The sequence below is a fragment of the Streptococcus milleri genome, assembly GCF_900636525.1.
In the GTDB taxonomy this organism is placed as follows: domain Bacteria; phylum Bacillota; class Bacilli; order Lactobacillales; family Streptococcaceae; genus Streptococcus; species Streptococcus hominis.
Genome location: NZ_LR134288.1, coordinates 1,679,545 through 1,694,280 on the forward strand (window position 1 = coordinate 1,679,545; position 14,736 = coordinate 1,694,280).

The window sequence follows — 14,736 nt, forward strand, 5'->3', positions numbered from 1 at the left end:
TATATCAAAATCTCTGAGCAAATGCAGATTGTCCCTTTGTTCTCCAACAAAAAAACCAGCGGTCTCGAGTTTCCGTTGGTTCTTCATCTTGTATTCGTTTGGATTATGCAGCCAAAACTTTGCGTCCTTTACGACGACGGCTTGCAAGTACGCGACGACCGTTTTTAGTTGCCATACGATGACGGAAACCATGTTTGCGCGCACGACGGATTTTACTTGGTTGATAAGTACGTTTCACTTTGAATACCTCCTCTTAGATTCTTGTATTCGTTTAGCCGGCTATTGTGATCAGTTACTAAACATACTTTATTATTCTATATGATTCTAAGCCTTTTGTCAATAGCAGTGCGGAATTGTTTTTGGTAAATCTAAAGAAAGGTTGCTTAAACCTCTTATAATTCTCTGGTTGCCTCATAAAAAGGAATGAGAGTTGTCATAGCCTTCTGGAGTTGCTCCAACACTTGTCTTACCGATGTGGCTTGGGCTAAATCTACATCGTATTTTACTAAGACTTTACGGACTTGCCCTATTTTTACTTGCTGGCTCAAATACTGCCGATTCTCTTCTGCCCCAGCAAATCGTTGACTGACACCATTTATTTGAGCCAAGTAATAAACTGGAGCTGTGATTGGCACCTGCAAGACTCGATTTTGCTTCGTCAGACTGGTTTCATCTTTCTTGCGCTCGATAAAGCTAACTTCTAACGATACTCCAAAATCTCCTGGCTTTCCATATAAACGCAGGGCGAACATTGGTTCTGTGATATCGCCATAACCACACAAATAGTTCCAAAAATGGGGACGCAACGTTTGAGCTTGATTCATCCAGTTGCTGGTACGCTCCAGAGTTAATTTTGGATAAAATCTTTGAAATTGCTTAACCAAGTCCGAAAATTCCGTACGTGCTGCCTGACCTTTCCGTTTAAAATCAATCATCATTTCTCTTAATTCTCCCGCTTTATCAGGAGAAATATATTTATTTCCTTGTAATGCTAAGTATGTTTCAATAGCCGGAAAAATAGACATGTAAGCCCCTTTCTTCTCAATCTCAAGCACGTCAATTAGTGGACTAAGCGGAAAGAAAAACTGAAAAGAAATTCTTCCCAGTCCTCAGTTTATTATTCACTGTCAATATCCACGACAACATAACGATTTGGCTCATCACCTTCTGAATAGCTGGTAAGTCCGTCCATTTTAGAAATGATACGGTGGATAATTTTCCGCTCATTGTTGGACATTGGGTCGGTTTTTTGACTATGCTGGTATTCCAACACACGGTCAGCCAATTTTTGAGCGTAGCTTTGTAGAACTTCTGCTCGATGTTCTACATAATCATTAACATTGATAGAAATGTAAAAACTCTTAGAATAGCGATTATAAAGATAATTCTGTGCCAACAATTGAAGAGCTTTCAGCACTTTTCCGTGATAGCCGATAATGCGACCAGGCTCATTGGTATCAATCTGCATATTGATTGTCCGACGATTATGAGCACTTGCAATGCTAGCTTCAACGTCCATTTCGTCCACGATGTTTTGCACATAACCTGTCACACTCGCAACAACTTCTTCAACATCATAATCTTCTTCCACTTGAATACCCAGATCTTCAAAATCAGCCGGCTCCTCAGCTATCGGTTGGACTTCCGAGTGCTTTTCTACAGCTTGGTCAAAAGCAATAATCTTGTCAGTTGTCTTTTCTTCTTGAGCGACCGATTTTTGAAAATTTACGATGTCACTATCTTTCAATAAGTCAATTGTACCTGTTTCTTCAAGAATCGTGCTGGCTTCTTTTTCGTGCTTCAAAATTTCAGCTTTCACATCATCTGAGATTTCTTTGCCTTCTTCTTCGATTTTTTTAATAGCTGCAACAACATGTCCTAAGTCAACAGTTGCTTCACTCACGCTTTTAACGGGCTCATTTTGAGCATTGATTGCTTCCGGAACACCTTTGACAGCTTTTTGATTAGCTTTTACTACCGTTGTTTCGTTAATAGGTTCCACATCAACTTGGGCTAATTTCTTGCCAAATAATCCTAAAAATCCTTTTTTCTCACGAGAAATCACTTTGATATGTGCTTTCATCCGTGGAATATCTAACTCGCGCAAGCCATTTTGAATGGCTTCTTCAACACTCGCTCCTGTAAATAATACCATACAAGCGCCTCCTTACTTTTTCTTTTTTTGTGCTTTGCGATAAGCACGTTTTTTCTTTTCTTCACGTTCCCGCTCAGCAGTCGCTTTCGCTTCTCTTTCTGCAATGATTTTATATGGATTGCTCAGTAAAAGCGTTTGGAACACTTGATACGCGTACGATGTGCTCCAATACAAAGCAACCCCACTCGCTACACTCATGGCAAAGAAGAAGACAAACAGCGGCATGACAAACATCATTCCTGTCATCAAGCCATTGCGTTCCGCCATCCCTTTATTGCTCAACCAAGTACTCAAAAAGGTGAAAACGGCTGCTAAAACTGGCAAAATATAATAAGGGTCTGTCGCGCCCAGATTCAGCCAGAGAAAATGCCCTACTTTGAGAAATTCAACGCGTGTCAAGGCATGATACAAGGCAATCAACACAGGCATTTGAATGAGCAAGGGCCAAAATGATGCCGATGGCTTTACTCCTAATTCCTTATACAGCTTTTGTGTTTCTTCTGCCAAACGACTGCGACTTTCCATGTCGCGTCCTGGATACTTCGCCTGCAATTCTTTCACTAACGGCTGCGCTTCCTGCATTTTCCGAGAAGCATTAATCTGCAATTGGAAAACAGGCAAAAGAACTGTCCGAATAATCAATGTGAAAAGGATAATCCCAATTCCTGTACTTCCATTGAATGACAGAAAACGAATCGTTACGGCGAAGAAATAGACAAATCTCTCCCATAAATCCGGCGAACTCGCTGTGACCTCACTCGTCCCACACGCCGTTAAGATGAGCGAAGCTAAAATTAAAAGCCCCGCCAGTTTACTTTTCTTTTTCACTACTCAAACCTTCCTGATAAATTTTTGCTATTTTTAGTACATGAAGCAAATTTTGCTCTAATTCTTGATAAGTCAGAATTTCCACACCTTTTCGTGCAATAACGACAAAATCAAGCGTTGCTAACTCTGCTTGATGAACTATCAAAACGTGTCGAATACGGCGTTTAATCTTATTGCGCATTACCGCATTTCCTAGCTTTTTACTGACGGATATTCCAACTCGGAAGTGTTTTTGCTTCTTTTCTAATGTATAAATGACGAATTTTCTATTGGCAAAACTTTGCCCACTTTTGAAAATCGCATTAAAATCTTTCTCGCTCTTGACGCGATAGCTTTTCTTCAAAACTCAACTCCATCTACCAAAATTATATCTATTATACCATAATTTTCAAAAAAACCAATAAGAGTAGGCATATTCACCGTTTTACCCTATCCAACTGATATAAGAACGCATGTAATTCACTTTTATTCTGAAAATTTAATGCTAAAAGAGTTAGTAAAGTAAAGAAGAGCGACTAAGATTGTCTCCTAATCCCTCTTCTCGTATCTTATACTAAATGATTACCGACACTTGTAACTCATAGTTATATTTTTCAACTATTTGCTAGATTCTTTTGCAAAAAATTGCGTAGCTGCAACTGCTGCTTTCCAGCCTTTGTACAATTTTTGGCGCTCTGCTTCTAGCATCGTTGGTTGGAATACTTCTCCGACTGCATTTAATGTTTTAAGCTCTTCTATGTCTTTCCAATAGCTAACTGCAAGACCCGCCAGAAAAGCTGCTCCAAGAGCTGTTGTTTCCAAATTTGCCGCACGCGCTAATTCAATTCCCAAAATATCTGCTTGGAACTGCATGAGAAAATCATTCATGGCAGCACCACCATCTACCTTCAGAACTTGGATAGCTGTACCTGTATCCATTTGCATGGTGTCAATAATATCGCGCACTTGATAAGCAATGGATTGCAAAGTTGCTTTGATAAAATCTTCTTTACTCGTTCCACGTGTCAAGCCAAAAATAGAACCTCTTGCTTCTGGATTCCAATAAGGTGCTCCAAGGCCTGTAAAGGCTGGAACAATATATACTTCATTTTCATTGGTGGAATTTTTTGCATATCGCTCAGACTCAGGTGAGCTACCAATCATACGAAGCCCATCACGAAGCCACTGAATGGCACTACCCGCAATAAAAATCGAACCCTCCAAAGCATAAGTCACTTTGCCATTTATCCCATAACCAATAGTCGTCAAAAGATTATTTTTTGATAAATTGCATTCCTGACCAGTATTCATAATGATGAAAGAGCCCGTCCCATAAGTATTCTTCACCATTCCTGGCTCAAATGCTAATTGCCCAAAGAGAGCTGCCTGCTGATCGCCCGCCATTCCTGCAATTGGTACCTCTCCACCATAAAAATGATAGGGTGCTGTTTTGCCATAAATTTCTGAATTCGAGCGAACTTCTGGCAACATAGCCTTAGGAATATTGAGCAAGGATAAAATCTCATCATCCCATTGTAACTCTTTGATATTGTATAGCATGGTCCGCGCTGCATTTGAATAATCTGTCACATGAGCCGCACCATCCGTTAATTTCCAAACCAACCAGGTATCAATCGTACCAAAAAGCAATTCTCCTCGCTCTGCACGTTCCTGCGCGCCCTCTACCTGATCCAAAATCCAGCGTACCTTGGTCGCAGAGAAATAAGCATCTATGATTAAACCTGTTTTTTGATGAAAGAAATCTACATATCCATCTTGCTTGAGCTTTTCTGCTAAAGGAGCTGTTTGCCGAGACTGCCAGACAATGGCATTGTAAATGGGCAAACCCGTTTTCTTATCCCACACAACTGTTGTCTCCCGTTGATTGGTAATGCCAATTGCTTCAATCTCTGTGGGCTTGATGCCACTTTCAATAAAAGCATTTGCAATGACCGACTGCACAGAATTCCAAATCTCATTTGCATTGTGCTCAACCCAGCCCGCCTGTGGAAAAATCTGAGTAAACTCTTTTTGACTCGTAGCAACCTTCTCACCTTTCTTATTGAAAATAATCGCCCGTGAGCTGGTTGTTCCTTGGTCAATCGCCATGATATAAGTTTCTTGTGACATAAAGCGCCTCCGTTGTATAATCTGCTTTTATTATACACAATAAAGCGCTTTCTTTCTATCTTTTTCTTCTGTTTTTGTGAAAATTTCACTCAATTATATGCTTGGCGTATAAAAAACGACTCCTTTTCAGAAGTCGTTCCATTGTATACAAATTACAAACGAGCGTTCAATTCTTTGCTCAATTCTTCAAATCCTGGTTTTCCAAGAAGAGCAAACATATTTTTCTTATATGCTTCTACACCTGGTTGGTCAAATGGGTTAATAGCATTTAAGTAACCAGAAATAGCGATAGCAAGCTCAAAGAAGTAAATAGTGTAACCAAGAGTAAAGGCGTCTTGCTCTGGAAGAGTGACATACATATTTGGCACGTCACCGTCAGTATGAGCCAGAAGTACACCGTCTGTCGCTTTCTTGTTAACAAAGTCAACATCTTTTCCTTGAAGATATCCAAGTCCGTCTAAGTCTTCTGCCAATTCAGGAATCGTCACGTTTTTGCGTGGTTTGTCCACACGGACAACTGTTTCAAACATAATACGCGCACCTTCTTGGATGAATTGCCCAAGAGAGTGAAGGTCTGTTGAGAAATTAGCAGATGTTGGATAAATACCTTTTTGGTCTTTTCCTTCTGACTCACCAGCTAATTGTTTCCACCATTCTGAGAAGTATTGCAGAGATGGTTCGTAGTTAACCAAAATTTCAGTCGCATAGCCTTTGCGATAAAGGATGTTACGAAGAGCTGCGTACTGATAAGCTTCGTTTTCTGCAATCTTGTCTGAAGTGTAGTCCTTACGAGCAGCATTAGCACCTTCCATAAGGGCTTTGATGTCTGCGCCTGATGCTGCAATTGGTAGAAGTCCTACTGCTGTCAATACAGAGAAACGTCCGCCAATGTCATCTGGCACCACAAATGTTTCCCAACCATTGGCATCTGCTTCCACCTTAACTGCACCTTTTTGGCGGTCAGTTGTCGCATAGATACGTTTGTTAGCTTCAGCTTCACCATATTTTTTAATCAAAAGTTCTTTGAAGACGCGGAAAGCAATAGCAGGTTCTGTCGTTGTTCCTGATTTAGAAATCACATTAACTGAGAAATCTTTATCTGAGACGTATTCGACCAAGTCTGCAAGGTAAGTAGATGAAATAGAATTTCCAGCATAAAGGATTTGTGGAGCTTTGCGTTCTTCTTTGGTTTGCAAGTTTGCAAAATGATTGCTCAAGAAATCAATCGCTGCTTTTGCTCCAAGGTATGACCCACCAATCCCAATCACGACCAAAACATCGCTGTCTGATTTGATTTGTTCTGCCGCTTTCAAAATGCGAGCGAATTCTTCTTTGTCATAGTTTTCTGGAAGGTCAAGCCAGCCACGGAAGTCACTTCCTGCACCAGTTCCTTTTCGCAACAGTTCATCTGCCGCAGAAACTTGTGTTTGCATGTAATCTACTTCATGCGGTGCAACAAATTTTCCAAGCACGTTTGAGTAATTAAACTGAATATGTGTCATTATAGTCCTCCAATTTTTCTTCTCTACTATGATACCGCTTTACTACTTTTTTATCAAGCAATTTTCTTGACTAAAACGTTTCCAAATTGTTTTTTTATAATTAACTTTCAAAAATCGCAATCTCATACCAACCTTTAAAGCAATCGTTTGCGTAAATCAAAAAATAATCACCCACAGAATACTTCTAAAATAAAAAATAGAGGAAAATAAATAGTAGCCTAATCTTAGGTTCTAGAGTTTAACTAATGTTTCCTTTTTTGAGTCGATTATTTTGCAGAGACAGCAAAAGTGCCAACAGTGAAAAGACAACAAAAATAAACCAGCACAAGTAGATATTGTAGGCAGAGAGAACTGAAAAGAGGACCGTTCCTAAAGGCAAAGAGAAGGTAAACAACAATCCGAGAAAGTTATTGCTTTGAGCCAAGACATCAGATGGTAGATTTGCCATTAACATAGCATCTAGTTTAGGCGTGGATTTCCCCATTATGTAAGCAGAAAAAGCTAAGATAATAATCCCAATGATTGGTGGCAATCCTACTAAGTTGCTGATGCCAACTAGTCCAAATGAAGAACTATTCATTATGAGCAGAAAGGAAAATGATTTTTTTGAAAAATAATCGTGAGGTGTTAAACTTCCTAAAATAGCGCCAACCAATAACACTACTTCTACAATCAGAAGAGATTGTGCATAAGTCAGGTGAAAAATGGCATGTTTTAAAAAATAAAAATTGTAAATACTATTAACAGCTCCTCCTATCATATTCAGGGTTAAAATTGCAAGTAACAAGTGAATGAATGAAGCATTTTCGGATTCTTGAAAAATCAACTCCATATTTTGATAAAGCATTTTAAATTGCGTAAAAAGAGAAGTTTTTTCAGGAGTTGCTACCACAGCTTCATGAGTTAATTGACGACGCTTGTGCAAAAGCACTAAAGAAGAAGCTAAAAATGACAGCGCATTGATTATGGCAACTAGTGCAAAATTATTGTCTGAAGTTGCGAGCAACCAGACCCCTACTGTTTGTCCAGTAATGCTGCATAAATAAGTGATAAATTGCGTAAAGGAATAGGCTTCAAATAAATCAGCTTTTTCTAAATTCTTTTGCAAAATCGGCATTCTTAACCCACCAGCATAGTCACTTAACATATCTGTTATCACATTCAACAAACAGATGATTGCAAAAATGAGAAATGTCTTATTAGAAATCAGAAAAGCTACCCCTGTAAATAGAAGTGCCTGAACAAAGCCGATAAAAATCATGAAATCGCCTTTTCTACCTGTCCTATCAGCTTGTACTCCTATCCAAAATGTGAAAAGTGTAGGAATAATTGTAATGATATTTGCAATAAACACAGCTGTATTGGCATAAGGCAGACTAGCAGCATAAATCACAAATACAATATTGTATATGTAAGACCCCATTAAATTGAACATTCTCGATAGTGTGATACTTCTATATAGTGCATTAGAAAAAAATAATTTCATATTAAGTTCCCTTTCCAGTCTTTGCATGATTAGCAATAGACTTTCATTGCACTCAGTATATCTTAAAAGGTAACATTCAAACTAAATTTGTCATATATTCAAATCCATTTCAGTAACAAAAAAAGCAAGGAGCATGCTTTAGCCATGATTAGCTAAACCTATTTCCTTGCTTTTAGCCTTCTAACATTCTTCTGCTTTGTCATTTATTCAAATTCTTTTAACCATTCGGACATATTTTTAGAGTAATAATTTGCGCTATGCTCACAGCCGATGATTTCAAGAGTTGATATGGCATTTTTCATTTTTGTAAGCCCCTCATTTCTCTGTCCTAAAATATAATCATGCTGTCCATCTGCAAATAAATAGACAATTCTCAGGTATGCATCATTTTCATCAAAAAATTTTTCTTTGATTTTTTTATCAAAATAAGCAGCTTTTGTTAAACTTTTTTCTGCAATGGATTTAAACAAACCATTTAAAAGAATCGTGTAAATATAGTTTTTGTTTTTCTGTAAATCTCCTAAAAAATCAACCTTTTGAAGCATTTCTCGAGCATATCGAAAGTAAAGATCAAGAGGGAGCAAGGTGGCAATATCTGAAAACAAGCGTAATTCATACTCTCCCCAGATTTCAACAGAAAATAAATAATCATATAAAAAATTCAACTCAATCTCTGTTGCTTGAATGGTTTCATCTAAGAAAAACATGTGACCTTTGATGACAATCGCATTTAGGATATGCTTATCTTCTTTTGCAGATTGATATTGAGTCATTTCATTGTGGTACATTTCCCATAATGTATTCATATCCTTCTTTTCTTGAGCTTGCCACAGTTTATTTTTTAACAAAGTATAGGAAGTGGGCTGGAAGCCACGTACCAAATAGACAAATTCTTCTAGTTCTGTTCTGATATTCTCTAGACCAATTAACAGTTTTGAAGCCGAAATATCTGAATCTCCATTTTCAAATTTACTAAGCATGGAATAGGAAAATTCTTCTCCTGTTGCGGCTTTAAGAGAGATGTGCCGACCTGTTCGCAGTTCTCTAAAAATTTCACCCATGTAATACATATGTCTTTCCTTTACTGAAAAATGATATTGATTCATCACTGAATGTTGTTTTTTGAAAAATCCTTTCAACACACACTTTAGCAATCGTTCATACTTCTTCATATACAAAAAGAGCACACAATCCACACTCGCTTAGGGCTGCTGGATTCCTCCCCTGACCCACTTCACGCAGAATTGTTGCTCCGATAAGTATTATACCATAAATTTGTTTTTGTGCCAATCAAGATTTTCTTTTTCTCAAAAAAGAATAGATATTCAGAGCGAAAAATTGCTAACCTAGCAATAATAACATTAACTCTGCTACTATCTGGATAAGAGCATAGCCTTCTTAACAAAACGCTTCATTTTTGTCTCCTCTTTCTAAAAAAATCTTGCATCATCTGAGCACATTCTGCTTCCAAAATCCCATTTTCAAGCTCAACTCGGTGATTAAGTCGCTCATCTGTTAGAATATCATAGAGGCTACCGGCAGCACCAAATTTTTGATTTTTTGCTCCGTAAATAACCTGCGGAATGCGAGCTAGACCAATAGCACCGCTACACATGACACAAGGCTCAATGGTGACAAAAAGAGTCGTGTCTAACAAGCGCCAGCTTTTTTCATGAGCGTTGGCTTCTTCAATCGCCATCACCTCAGCATGCATGACAGCGCGCTGCAGCTCCTCACGCGCATTATGTCCACGACCGATAATCTTCCCGTCCTTGACAATAACACAACCAATCGGAATTTCATCATTAGCAAGCGCAATCTCTGCTTCTTTCAAGGCTTCTAGCATGAATTCTTCTTTTTCTTCGCGAGTATATTCCATCTTCTCATCTCTTCTTCAGTTCATTTTCACTCTGCTTTCCATTATATCATAAGACAAAGAGAAAGAAAAAAAGCCACTTTACAGTGACTTTCAGGAGATTATTATGAAAAAGTTTAGGATTTCTATCAAATAAAGTTAGGAGGTCTTCATCTGATGATGTTAGTATAAACCCGCTAGCTTAAAATTAACTTAAGAAGAGATGTATTATTTAAAATTTTTTAAATTCTTTGTTTTTTACGCATAAAAAGCGAGCTTGAACTCGCTTCCGACTATAATTTCTATTACAAACTTGACCAAACGCTTTCTAAAATATTAGTTTGTTCACGACCTGGTCCAACAGAGAAAGTGGAAATGCGAACACCAACAAGTTCACTCACACGGCGGACGTAGTTGCGGGCGTTTTCTGGCAACTCTTCTAAACTGCGAACGCCTGTAATATCCTCTGACCAGCCTGGTAATTCTTCATAGATTGGTTTGCAGCGTTTGAGTTGCTCTAAACTAGCTGGGTAATGGTCAATACGTTCCCCGTCTAGGTCGTAAGCTACACAGATTTTAACTATATCCAGTCCTGTCAAAACGTCAATTGAATTGAGAGAAAGGTTGGTAATCCCAGACACACGGCGACTGTGACGCATAACAACCGAATCAAACCAACCAACACGACGAGGACGCCCTGTGGTCGTTCCATATTCATGTCCGACTTCACGAATGCGGTTGCCTACTTCATCAAACAGTTCTGTAGGAAATGGTCCGTCACCAACACGACTGGTATAGGCTTTGCAAACCCCAACAACCTTGTCAATTTTGCTTGGACCCACACCGGAACCAATCGTCACACCACCTGCAACAGGATTGGAAGAGGTAACAAATGGATAAGTGCCCTGGTCAATATCTAGCATCACTCCCTGCGCTCCTTCAAAAAGGACACGTTTACCTTGATCAAGAGCATCGTTCAAGATAACCGACGTATCTGTCACGTATTGTTTAATCTGTTGACCATAAGCGTAGTATTCTTCAAAAATATCGTCAAATTGGATAGCTGTGCTGTCGTAGAGTTTTTCAAAGAGACGATTTTTTTCAGCTAAGTTGCGCTCCAAACGTTCTCTGAAAATATCTTTATCCAACAAATCCGCAATGCGGATTCCCACGCGGGCTGCTTTGTCCATATAAGCTGGACCAATCCCCTTGATAGTCGTTCCGATTTTGTGATCGCCTTTGGCTTCTTCTTGCAGACGGTCCAACTCGATATGATAAGGAAGAATCACATGTGCACGATCTGAAATGCGCAGATTATCTGTTGTGACACCTTCGCCATGCAAATAAGCTAATTCATTTACCAAAGATTTTGGATTGACTACCATTCCATTTCCGATAACAGAGATTTTCTCTGGGAAGAAAATACCTGACGGAATCAAGTGCAATTTATACTTTTTACCGTCAATTACAATGGTGTGACCGGCATTGTCTCCGCCTTGATAACGGGCAATCACTTCGGCATTGGCTGAAAGGAAATCTGTAATCTTTCCTTTTCCTTCATCTCCCCACTGGGTTCCTACAACTACAACTGATGTCATAATCTTGTCTGAGCTAAGCGCTCGTCCTTTCTTGTCTACATGGCAGGAGTTTCACCTGCAATTATGTCTTACACTCTATTATAAGAAAAATTCCTTCTTTTTTCAAGATAAGACTATCGCAGTTGTTTGCAAATGACGAAGTTTGAGACCCCCTCTTTTGGAAAATTCTTATCCTATCTAAAATAGAATCGTTTTCTTTTAAAAAAGGTTCGGAAAACGTAGTAGAAATTTGTTTTCTGAGCATTTTTATAATAGACTAAAAGTATTAGAAAACAAACAGGTATTTCCCATGAACATCAATCACTTATTCGAAAAATTAGCAGCAGATGCACCTATTTTACAAGCTACTTTCGGGTTGGAAAGGGAGGGCTTGCGCGTCAATCAAGACGGGAAATTAGCACAAACTTCTCATCCAAAAGCATTTGGCAGTCGCAATTTTCATCCAACGATTCAGACAGATTTTAGCGAGCAGCAGTTAGAACTCATCACTCCAATTGCTCCTTCTACAAAAGAAGCAAGGCGTTTTCTCGCTGCCATTACTGATGTAGCTGGACGCACCATTTCCAAAAGCGAAGCAATCTGGCCGCTCTCTATGCCTCCAAAATTGTCACCAGCAGAAATTCAAATCGCTCATTTAGAAAATGACTTTGAACGGCATTATCGAGAAAGTTTAGCAAAAAAATATGGAAAAACGCTACAAGCTATCTCAGGCATTCACTACAACATGGAATTAGGACCAGACTTGATTCAAGCCCTTTTCAAGGTCAGTGATTACCAAAATATTCGGCTTTTTAAAAATGACCTCTATCTTAAATTGGCTCGAAACTTTTTACGGTTCCGCTGGTTTCTGACTTATTTATACGGGGCAGCACCAATTGCTGAGGAAGGGGTTTTGACGAGAAAAATTTCTCAGCCTGTACGCTCTATCCGCAACAGTGATTTGGGATATGTAAATGATAAAAAGATTCACATTTCCTATGCTTCACTAGAGTCTTATGTGAGCGATATAGAGAAATACGTGGCACAAGGCGATTTAATTGCCGAGAAAGAATGCTACACACCCGTCCGCTTCCGTGGGCAAAAAGAAAATCGGCGTTACTTGGAAAAAGGCATTACCTATTTGGAATTCCGCTGCTTTGACCTCAATCCTTTTGAGGTGCTGGGAATCAGCCAAGAAACTATGGACACGGTTCATCTCTTTTTGCTTGCCTTGCTCTGGCTAGATGATATAGCAGCCCCTGATGAAATCCTAGAGCAAGCTCATGATCTAAATGAAAAAATCGCTCTTAGCCACCCTCTGACTCCTTTGCCTGTTGAAGCTGACAGCGATTTGCTCATCAAAGCCATGCAAGCTCTTATCCACCAGTTCGGATTAAGCTCCTATTATCAAGACCTGCTTCATCATGTGAAAGATGCAGTTGCTAATCCCCGTCTGACCCTTTCTGCTCAGCTCTTGCCTTATATTTATAACCAATCCTTAGAAGCCTTTGGTTTGGAAAAAGCTAAAGAATATCACCACTACGCCTGGACTGCTCCATACGCTCTGAAAGGCTACGAGGAAATGGAGCTCTCTACCCAGATGCTGCTCTTTGATGCGATTCAAAAAGGGTTGCAGGTCGAAATATTGGACGAAAGTGACCAGTTTTTAAAACTTCAACATAAAGATCACATCGAGTATGTCAAAAATGGCAATATGACCTCAAAGGACAACTATATCGTTCCTCTTGCGATGGCAAATAAGACGGTGACTAAGAAAATTTTATCTGCTGCTGGTTTTCCCGTTCCTGCTGGAGCTGAATTCTCCACTCTGGAAGAAGGGCTAGCTTACTATCCCCTTATCAAAAATATGCCGATTGTTGTCAAACCCAAATCCACCAATTTCGGGTTAGGAATTTCTATTTTTCAAGCACCTGCCAATCGAGACAGTTACCAAAAAGCATTGGAGATTGCCTTTTCAGAGGATAGCTCTGTCCTTGTTGAGGAATTTATCGCAGGAACCGAATATCGCTTCTTTGTCCTCGACAGAAAATGTGAGACAGTGCTTCTGCGCTTAGCAGCCAACGTTATAGGAGACGGTCAGCATACTATTCGAGAATTGGTAGCTTTTAAAAATACCAATCCCCTACGAGGTCGCGACCATCGCTCTCCACTGGAAATGATTGATCTTGGGGAGATTGAGCTACTCATGCTAGCCCAGCAAGGTTATAAAGCAGATGATGTCCTACCGCAAGGAATTCAAGTTTTTCTTCGCCGTAATTCTAATATTTCTACTGGTGGAGACTCAGTAGATGTGACTGAAATCATGCACACCTCCTATAAGGAACTAGCAGCAGAAATGGCAGCTGCTATAGGAGCTTGGGTCTGTGGCGTGGATTTAATTATCCCGAATAGCACACTTCCAGCCAGCAAAAATGAGCCCCACTGCACCTGCATTGAGCTCAATTTCAATCCTTCTATGTATATGCACACTTATTGTGCAGAAGGTCCCGGTCAAAGCATTACACCTAAAATATTGGCTAAACTTTTCCCAGAAATCCATTAAACTTTATTGCATAGAAAAACGAGCAAAAGAAGCAGCTCGTTTTTTTATGTATAACTTTCAATGAAAAATAGAAATATCTGCTAGAATTTCTCAGCTACTCCCAGTCCCTGCCATGTCCATGCTTGATTTCAAATTCAAAATAACCGTCTTCTTGGATTTTTTTGAAAATGTCACGATAGGCTTCTTCATCAAAAAACGGTCCTTTATAAAGAATTTCAAAACTTAAACCGTCGTATTCTAAGTAGGCGTGCGAAGAGCGAAAACCATTTCTCTTGTAGAAATCCATACGGGCTTTTCGCTGTTCCAGATTATCACAAGGCTCATCAAGTCGTTCTACCTCTAGCACCATAGTCCTTTGATAAAAATCCACCAACTTATCAATAATCTTCCCGCCATAACCATGACTACGCAAATGAGGCATAATCGCAAAAAAACTGATATAAAAGGCTCTTTCATTGTAAACTGAAAAGGCAAAACCGACAAATTCATTGCCATCATAAAAGGCAAAAAAATGAGAATATTCCCCATCTCCATAGCGTAGCAACTCGGATAGCGGTGCACGCTCCTCCTCAGGAAAGGCTTCTGTATTGAGTTGTTCTACTTTTTCTAAATCCGGAAATTCAGCTGTAACAATCTGACTAGTTAAAGACATGATTTTCTC

The 14,736-nt window shown here is 39.3% G+C and carries 13 protein-coding genes and 1 other RNA gene; 1 reads left to right on the forward strand and 13 read right to left on the reverse strand.

Features of this window, described 5'->3' with window-relative positions; genetic code table 11:
- Positions 1-103: 103 nt before the first annotated feature.
- From rpmH to EL087_RS08325, 12 genes are all read right to left on the reverse strand, one after another.
- The gene (rpmH, locus tag EL087_RS08270; protein WP_003026476.1) at positions 104-238 is read right to left on the reverse strand and encodes a 50S ribosomal protein L34; all 135 of its coding nucleotides are present in this window, start codon (positions 236-238) and stop codon (positions 104-106) included.
- 154 nt (positions 239-392) lie between these two features.
- Positions 393-1,025: a ribonuclease P gene (locus EL087_RS08275; protein ID WP_126408183.1), complete on the reverse strand. Its 633-nt coding sequence runs from the start codon at positions 1,023-1,025 to the stop codon at positions 393-395.
- Positions 1,026-1,117: 92 nt separating this feature from the next.
- Positions 1,118-2,155, reverse strand: coding sequence for an RNA-binding cell elongation regulator Jag/EloR (gene jag, locus EL087_RS08280; protein ID WP_126407941.1), 1,038 nt, complete (start codon positions 2,153-2,155; stop codon positions 1,118-1,120).
- Positions 2,156-2,167: 12 nt separating this feature from the next.
- Positions 2,168-2,983: a YidC/Oxa1 family membrane protein insertase gene (locus EL087_RS08285; protein WP_126407943.1), complete on the reverse strand. Its 816-nt coding sequence runs from the start codon at positions 2,981-2,983 to the stop codon at positions 2,168-2,170.
- Complete coding sequence (rnpA, locus tag EL087_RS08290) at positions 2,967-3,326, reverse strand: ribonuclease P protein component (RefSeq protein ID WP_003028698.1); 360 nt, start codon at positions 3,324-3,326, stop codon at positions 2,967-2,969. The genes EL087_RS08285 and rnpA overlap by 17 nt, the downstream gene beginning before the upstream one ends.
- 254 nt (positions 3,327-3,580) lie before the next feature.
- A complete protein-coding gene (gene glpK, locus EL087_RS08295; protein ID WP_126407945.1) occupies positions 3,581-5,092 on the reverse strand; it encodes a glycerol kinase GlpK in 1,512 nt (503 codons plus the stop codon).
- A gap of 152 nt (positions 5,093-5,244) precedes the next feature.
- Complete coding sequence (locus tag EL087_RS08300) at positions 5,245-6,594, reverse strand: glucose-6-phosphate isomerase (RefSeq protein ID WP_003026484.1); 1,350 nt, start codon at positions 6,592-6,594, stop codon at positions 5,245-5,247.
- Positions 6,595-6,832: 238 nt separating this feature from the next.
- Positions 6,833-8,080: a transporter gene (locus EL087_RS08305; protein ID WP_126407947.1), complete on the reverse strand. Its 1,248-nt coding sequence runs from the start codon at positions 8,078-8,080 to the stop codon at positions 6,833-6,835.
- Positions 8,081-8,283: 203 nt separating this feature from the next.
- On the reverse strand, positions 8,284-9,150 hold the full coding sequence (locus EL087_RS08310) for an Rgg/GadR/MutR family transcriptional regulator (protein WP_126407949.1): 867 nt from the start codon (positions 9,148-9,150) through the stop codon (positions 8,284-8,286).
- A gap of 98 nt (positions 9,151-9,248) precedes the next feature.
- Positions 9,249-9,344: signal recognition particle sRNA small type (ffs, locus tag EL087_RS08315), an RNA gene on the reverse strand.
- 147 nt (positions 9,345-9,491) lie between these two features.
- The gene (tadA, locus tag EL087_RS08320; RefSeq protein ID WP_126407950.1) at positions 9,492-9,959 is read right to left on the reverse strand and encodes a tRNA adenosine(34) deaminase TadA; all 468 of its coding nucleotides are present in this window, start codon (positions 9,957-9,959) and stop codon (positions 9,492-9,494) included.
- 281 nt (positions 9,960-10,240) lie between these two features.
- Positions 10,241-11,533, reverse strand: coding sequence for an adenylosuccinate synthase (locus tag EL087_RS08325; RefSeq protein WP_003028706.1), 1,293 nt, complete (start codon positions 11,531-11,533; stop codon positions 10,241-10,243).
- Positions 11,534-11,822: 289 nt separating this feature from the next.
- On the opposite strand from EL087_RS08325, the gene gshAB reads away from it, so the two are divergent.
- Complete coding sequence (gshAB, locus tag EL087_RS08330; protein WP_126407952.1) at positions 11,823-14,075, forward strand: bifunctional glutamate--cysteine ligase GshA/glutathione synthetase GshB; 2,253 nt, start codon at positions 11,823-11,825, stop codon at positions 14,073-14,075.
- Positions 14,076-14,169: 94 nt separating this feature from the next.
- Here the strand turns inward: gshAB and EL087_RS08335 are convergent, their stop codons facing one another.
- Complete coding sequence (locus EL087_RS08335) at positions 14,170-14,727, reverse strand: GNAT family N-acetyltransferase (RefSeq protein WP_003041718.1); 558 nt, start codon at positions 14,725-14,727, stop codon at positions 14,170-14,172.
- Between the last annotated feature and the right edge of the window lie 9 nt (positions 14,728-14,736).

Coding starts and splice junctions, on each gene's coding strand:
- EL087_RS08275 (WP_126408183.1), bottom strand. CDS start 1,025: ATGTCTATTTTTCCGGCTATTGAAACATACTTAGCATTACAAGGAAAT.
- jag (WP_126407941.1), bottom strand. CDS start 2,155: ATGGTATTATTTACAGGAGCGAGTGTTGAAGAAGCCATTCAAAATGGC.
- glpK (WP_126407945.1), bottom strand. CDS start 5,092: ATGTCACAAGAAACTTATATCATGGCGATTGACCAAGGAACAACCAGC.
- EL087_RS08300 (WP_003026484.1), bottom strand. CDS start 6,594: ATGACACATATTCAGTTTAATTACTCAAACGTGCTTGGAAAATTTGTT.
- EL087_RS08305 (WP_126407947.1), bottom strand. CDS start 8,080: ATGAAATTATTTTTTTCTAATGCACTATATAGAAGTATCACACTATCG.
- EL087_RS08310 (WP_126407949.1), bottom strand. CDS start 9,150: ATGTATTACATGGGTGAAATTTTTAGAGAACTGCGAACAGGTCGGCAC.
- tadA (WP_126407950.1), bottom strand. CDS start 9,959: ATGGAATATACTCGCGAAGAAAAAGAAGAATTCATGCTAGAAGCCTTG.
- EL087_RS08325 (WP_003028706.1), bottom strand. CDS start 11,533: ATGACATCAGTTGTAGTTGTAGGAACCCAGTGGGGAGATGAAGGAAAA.
- gshAB (WP_126407952.1), top strand. CDS start 11,823: ATGAACATCAATCACTTATTCGAAAAATTAGCAGCAGATGCACCTATT.
- EL087_RS08335 (WP_003041718.1), bottom strand. CDS start 14,727: ATGTCTTTAACTAGTCAGATTGTTACAGCTGAATTTCCGGATTTAGAA.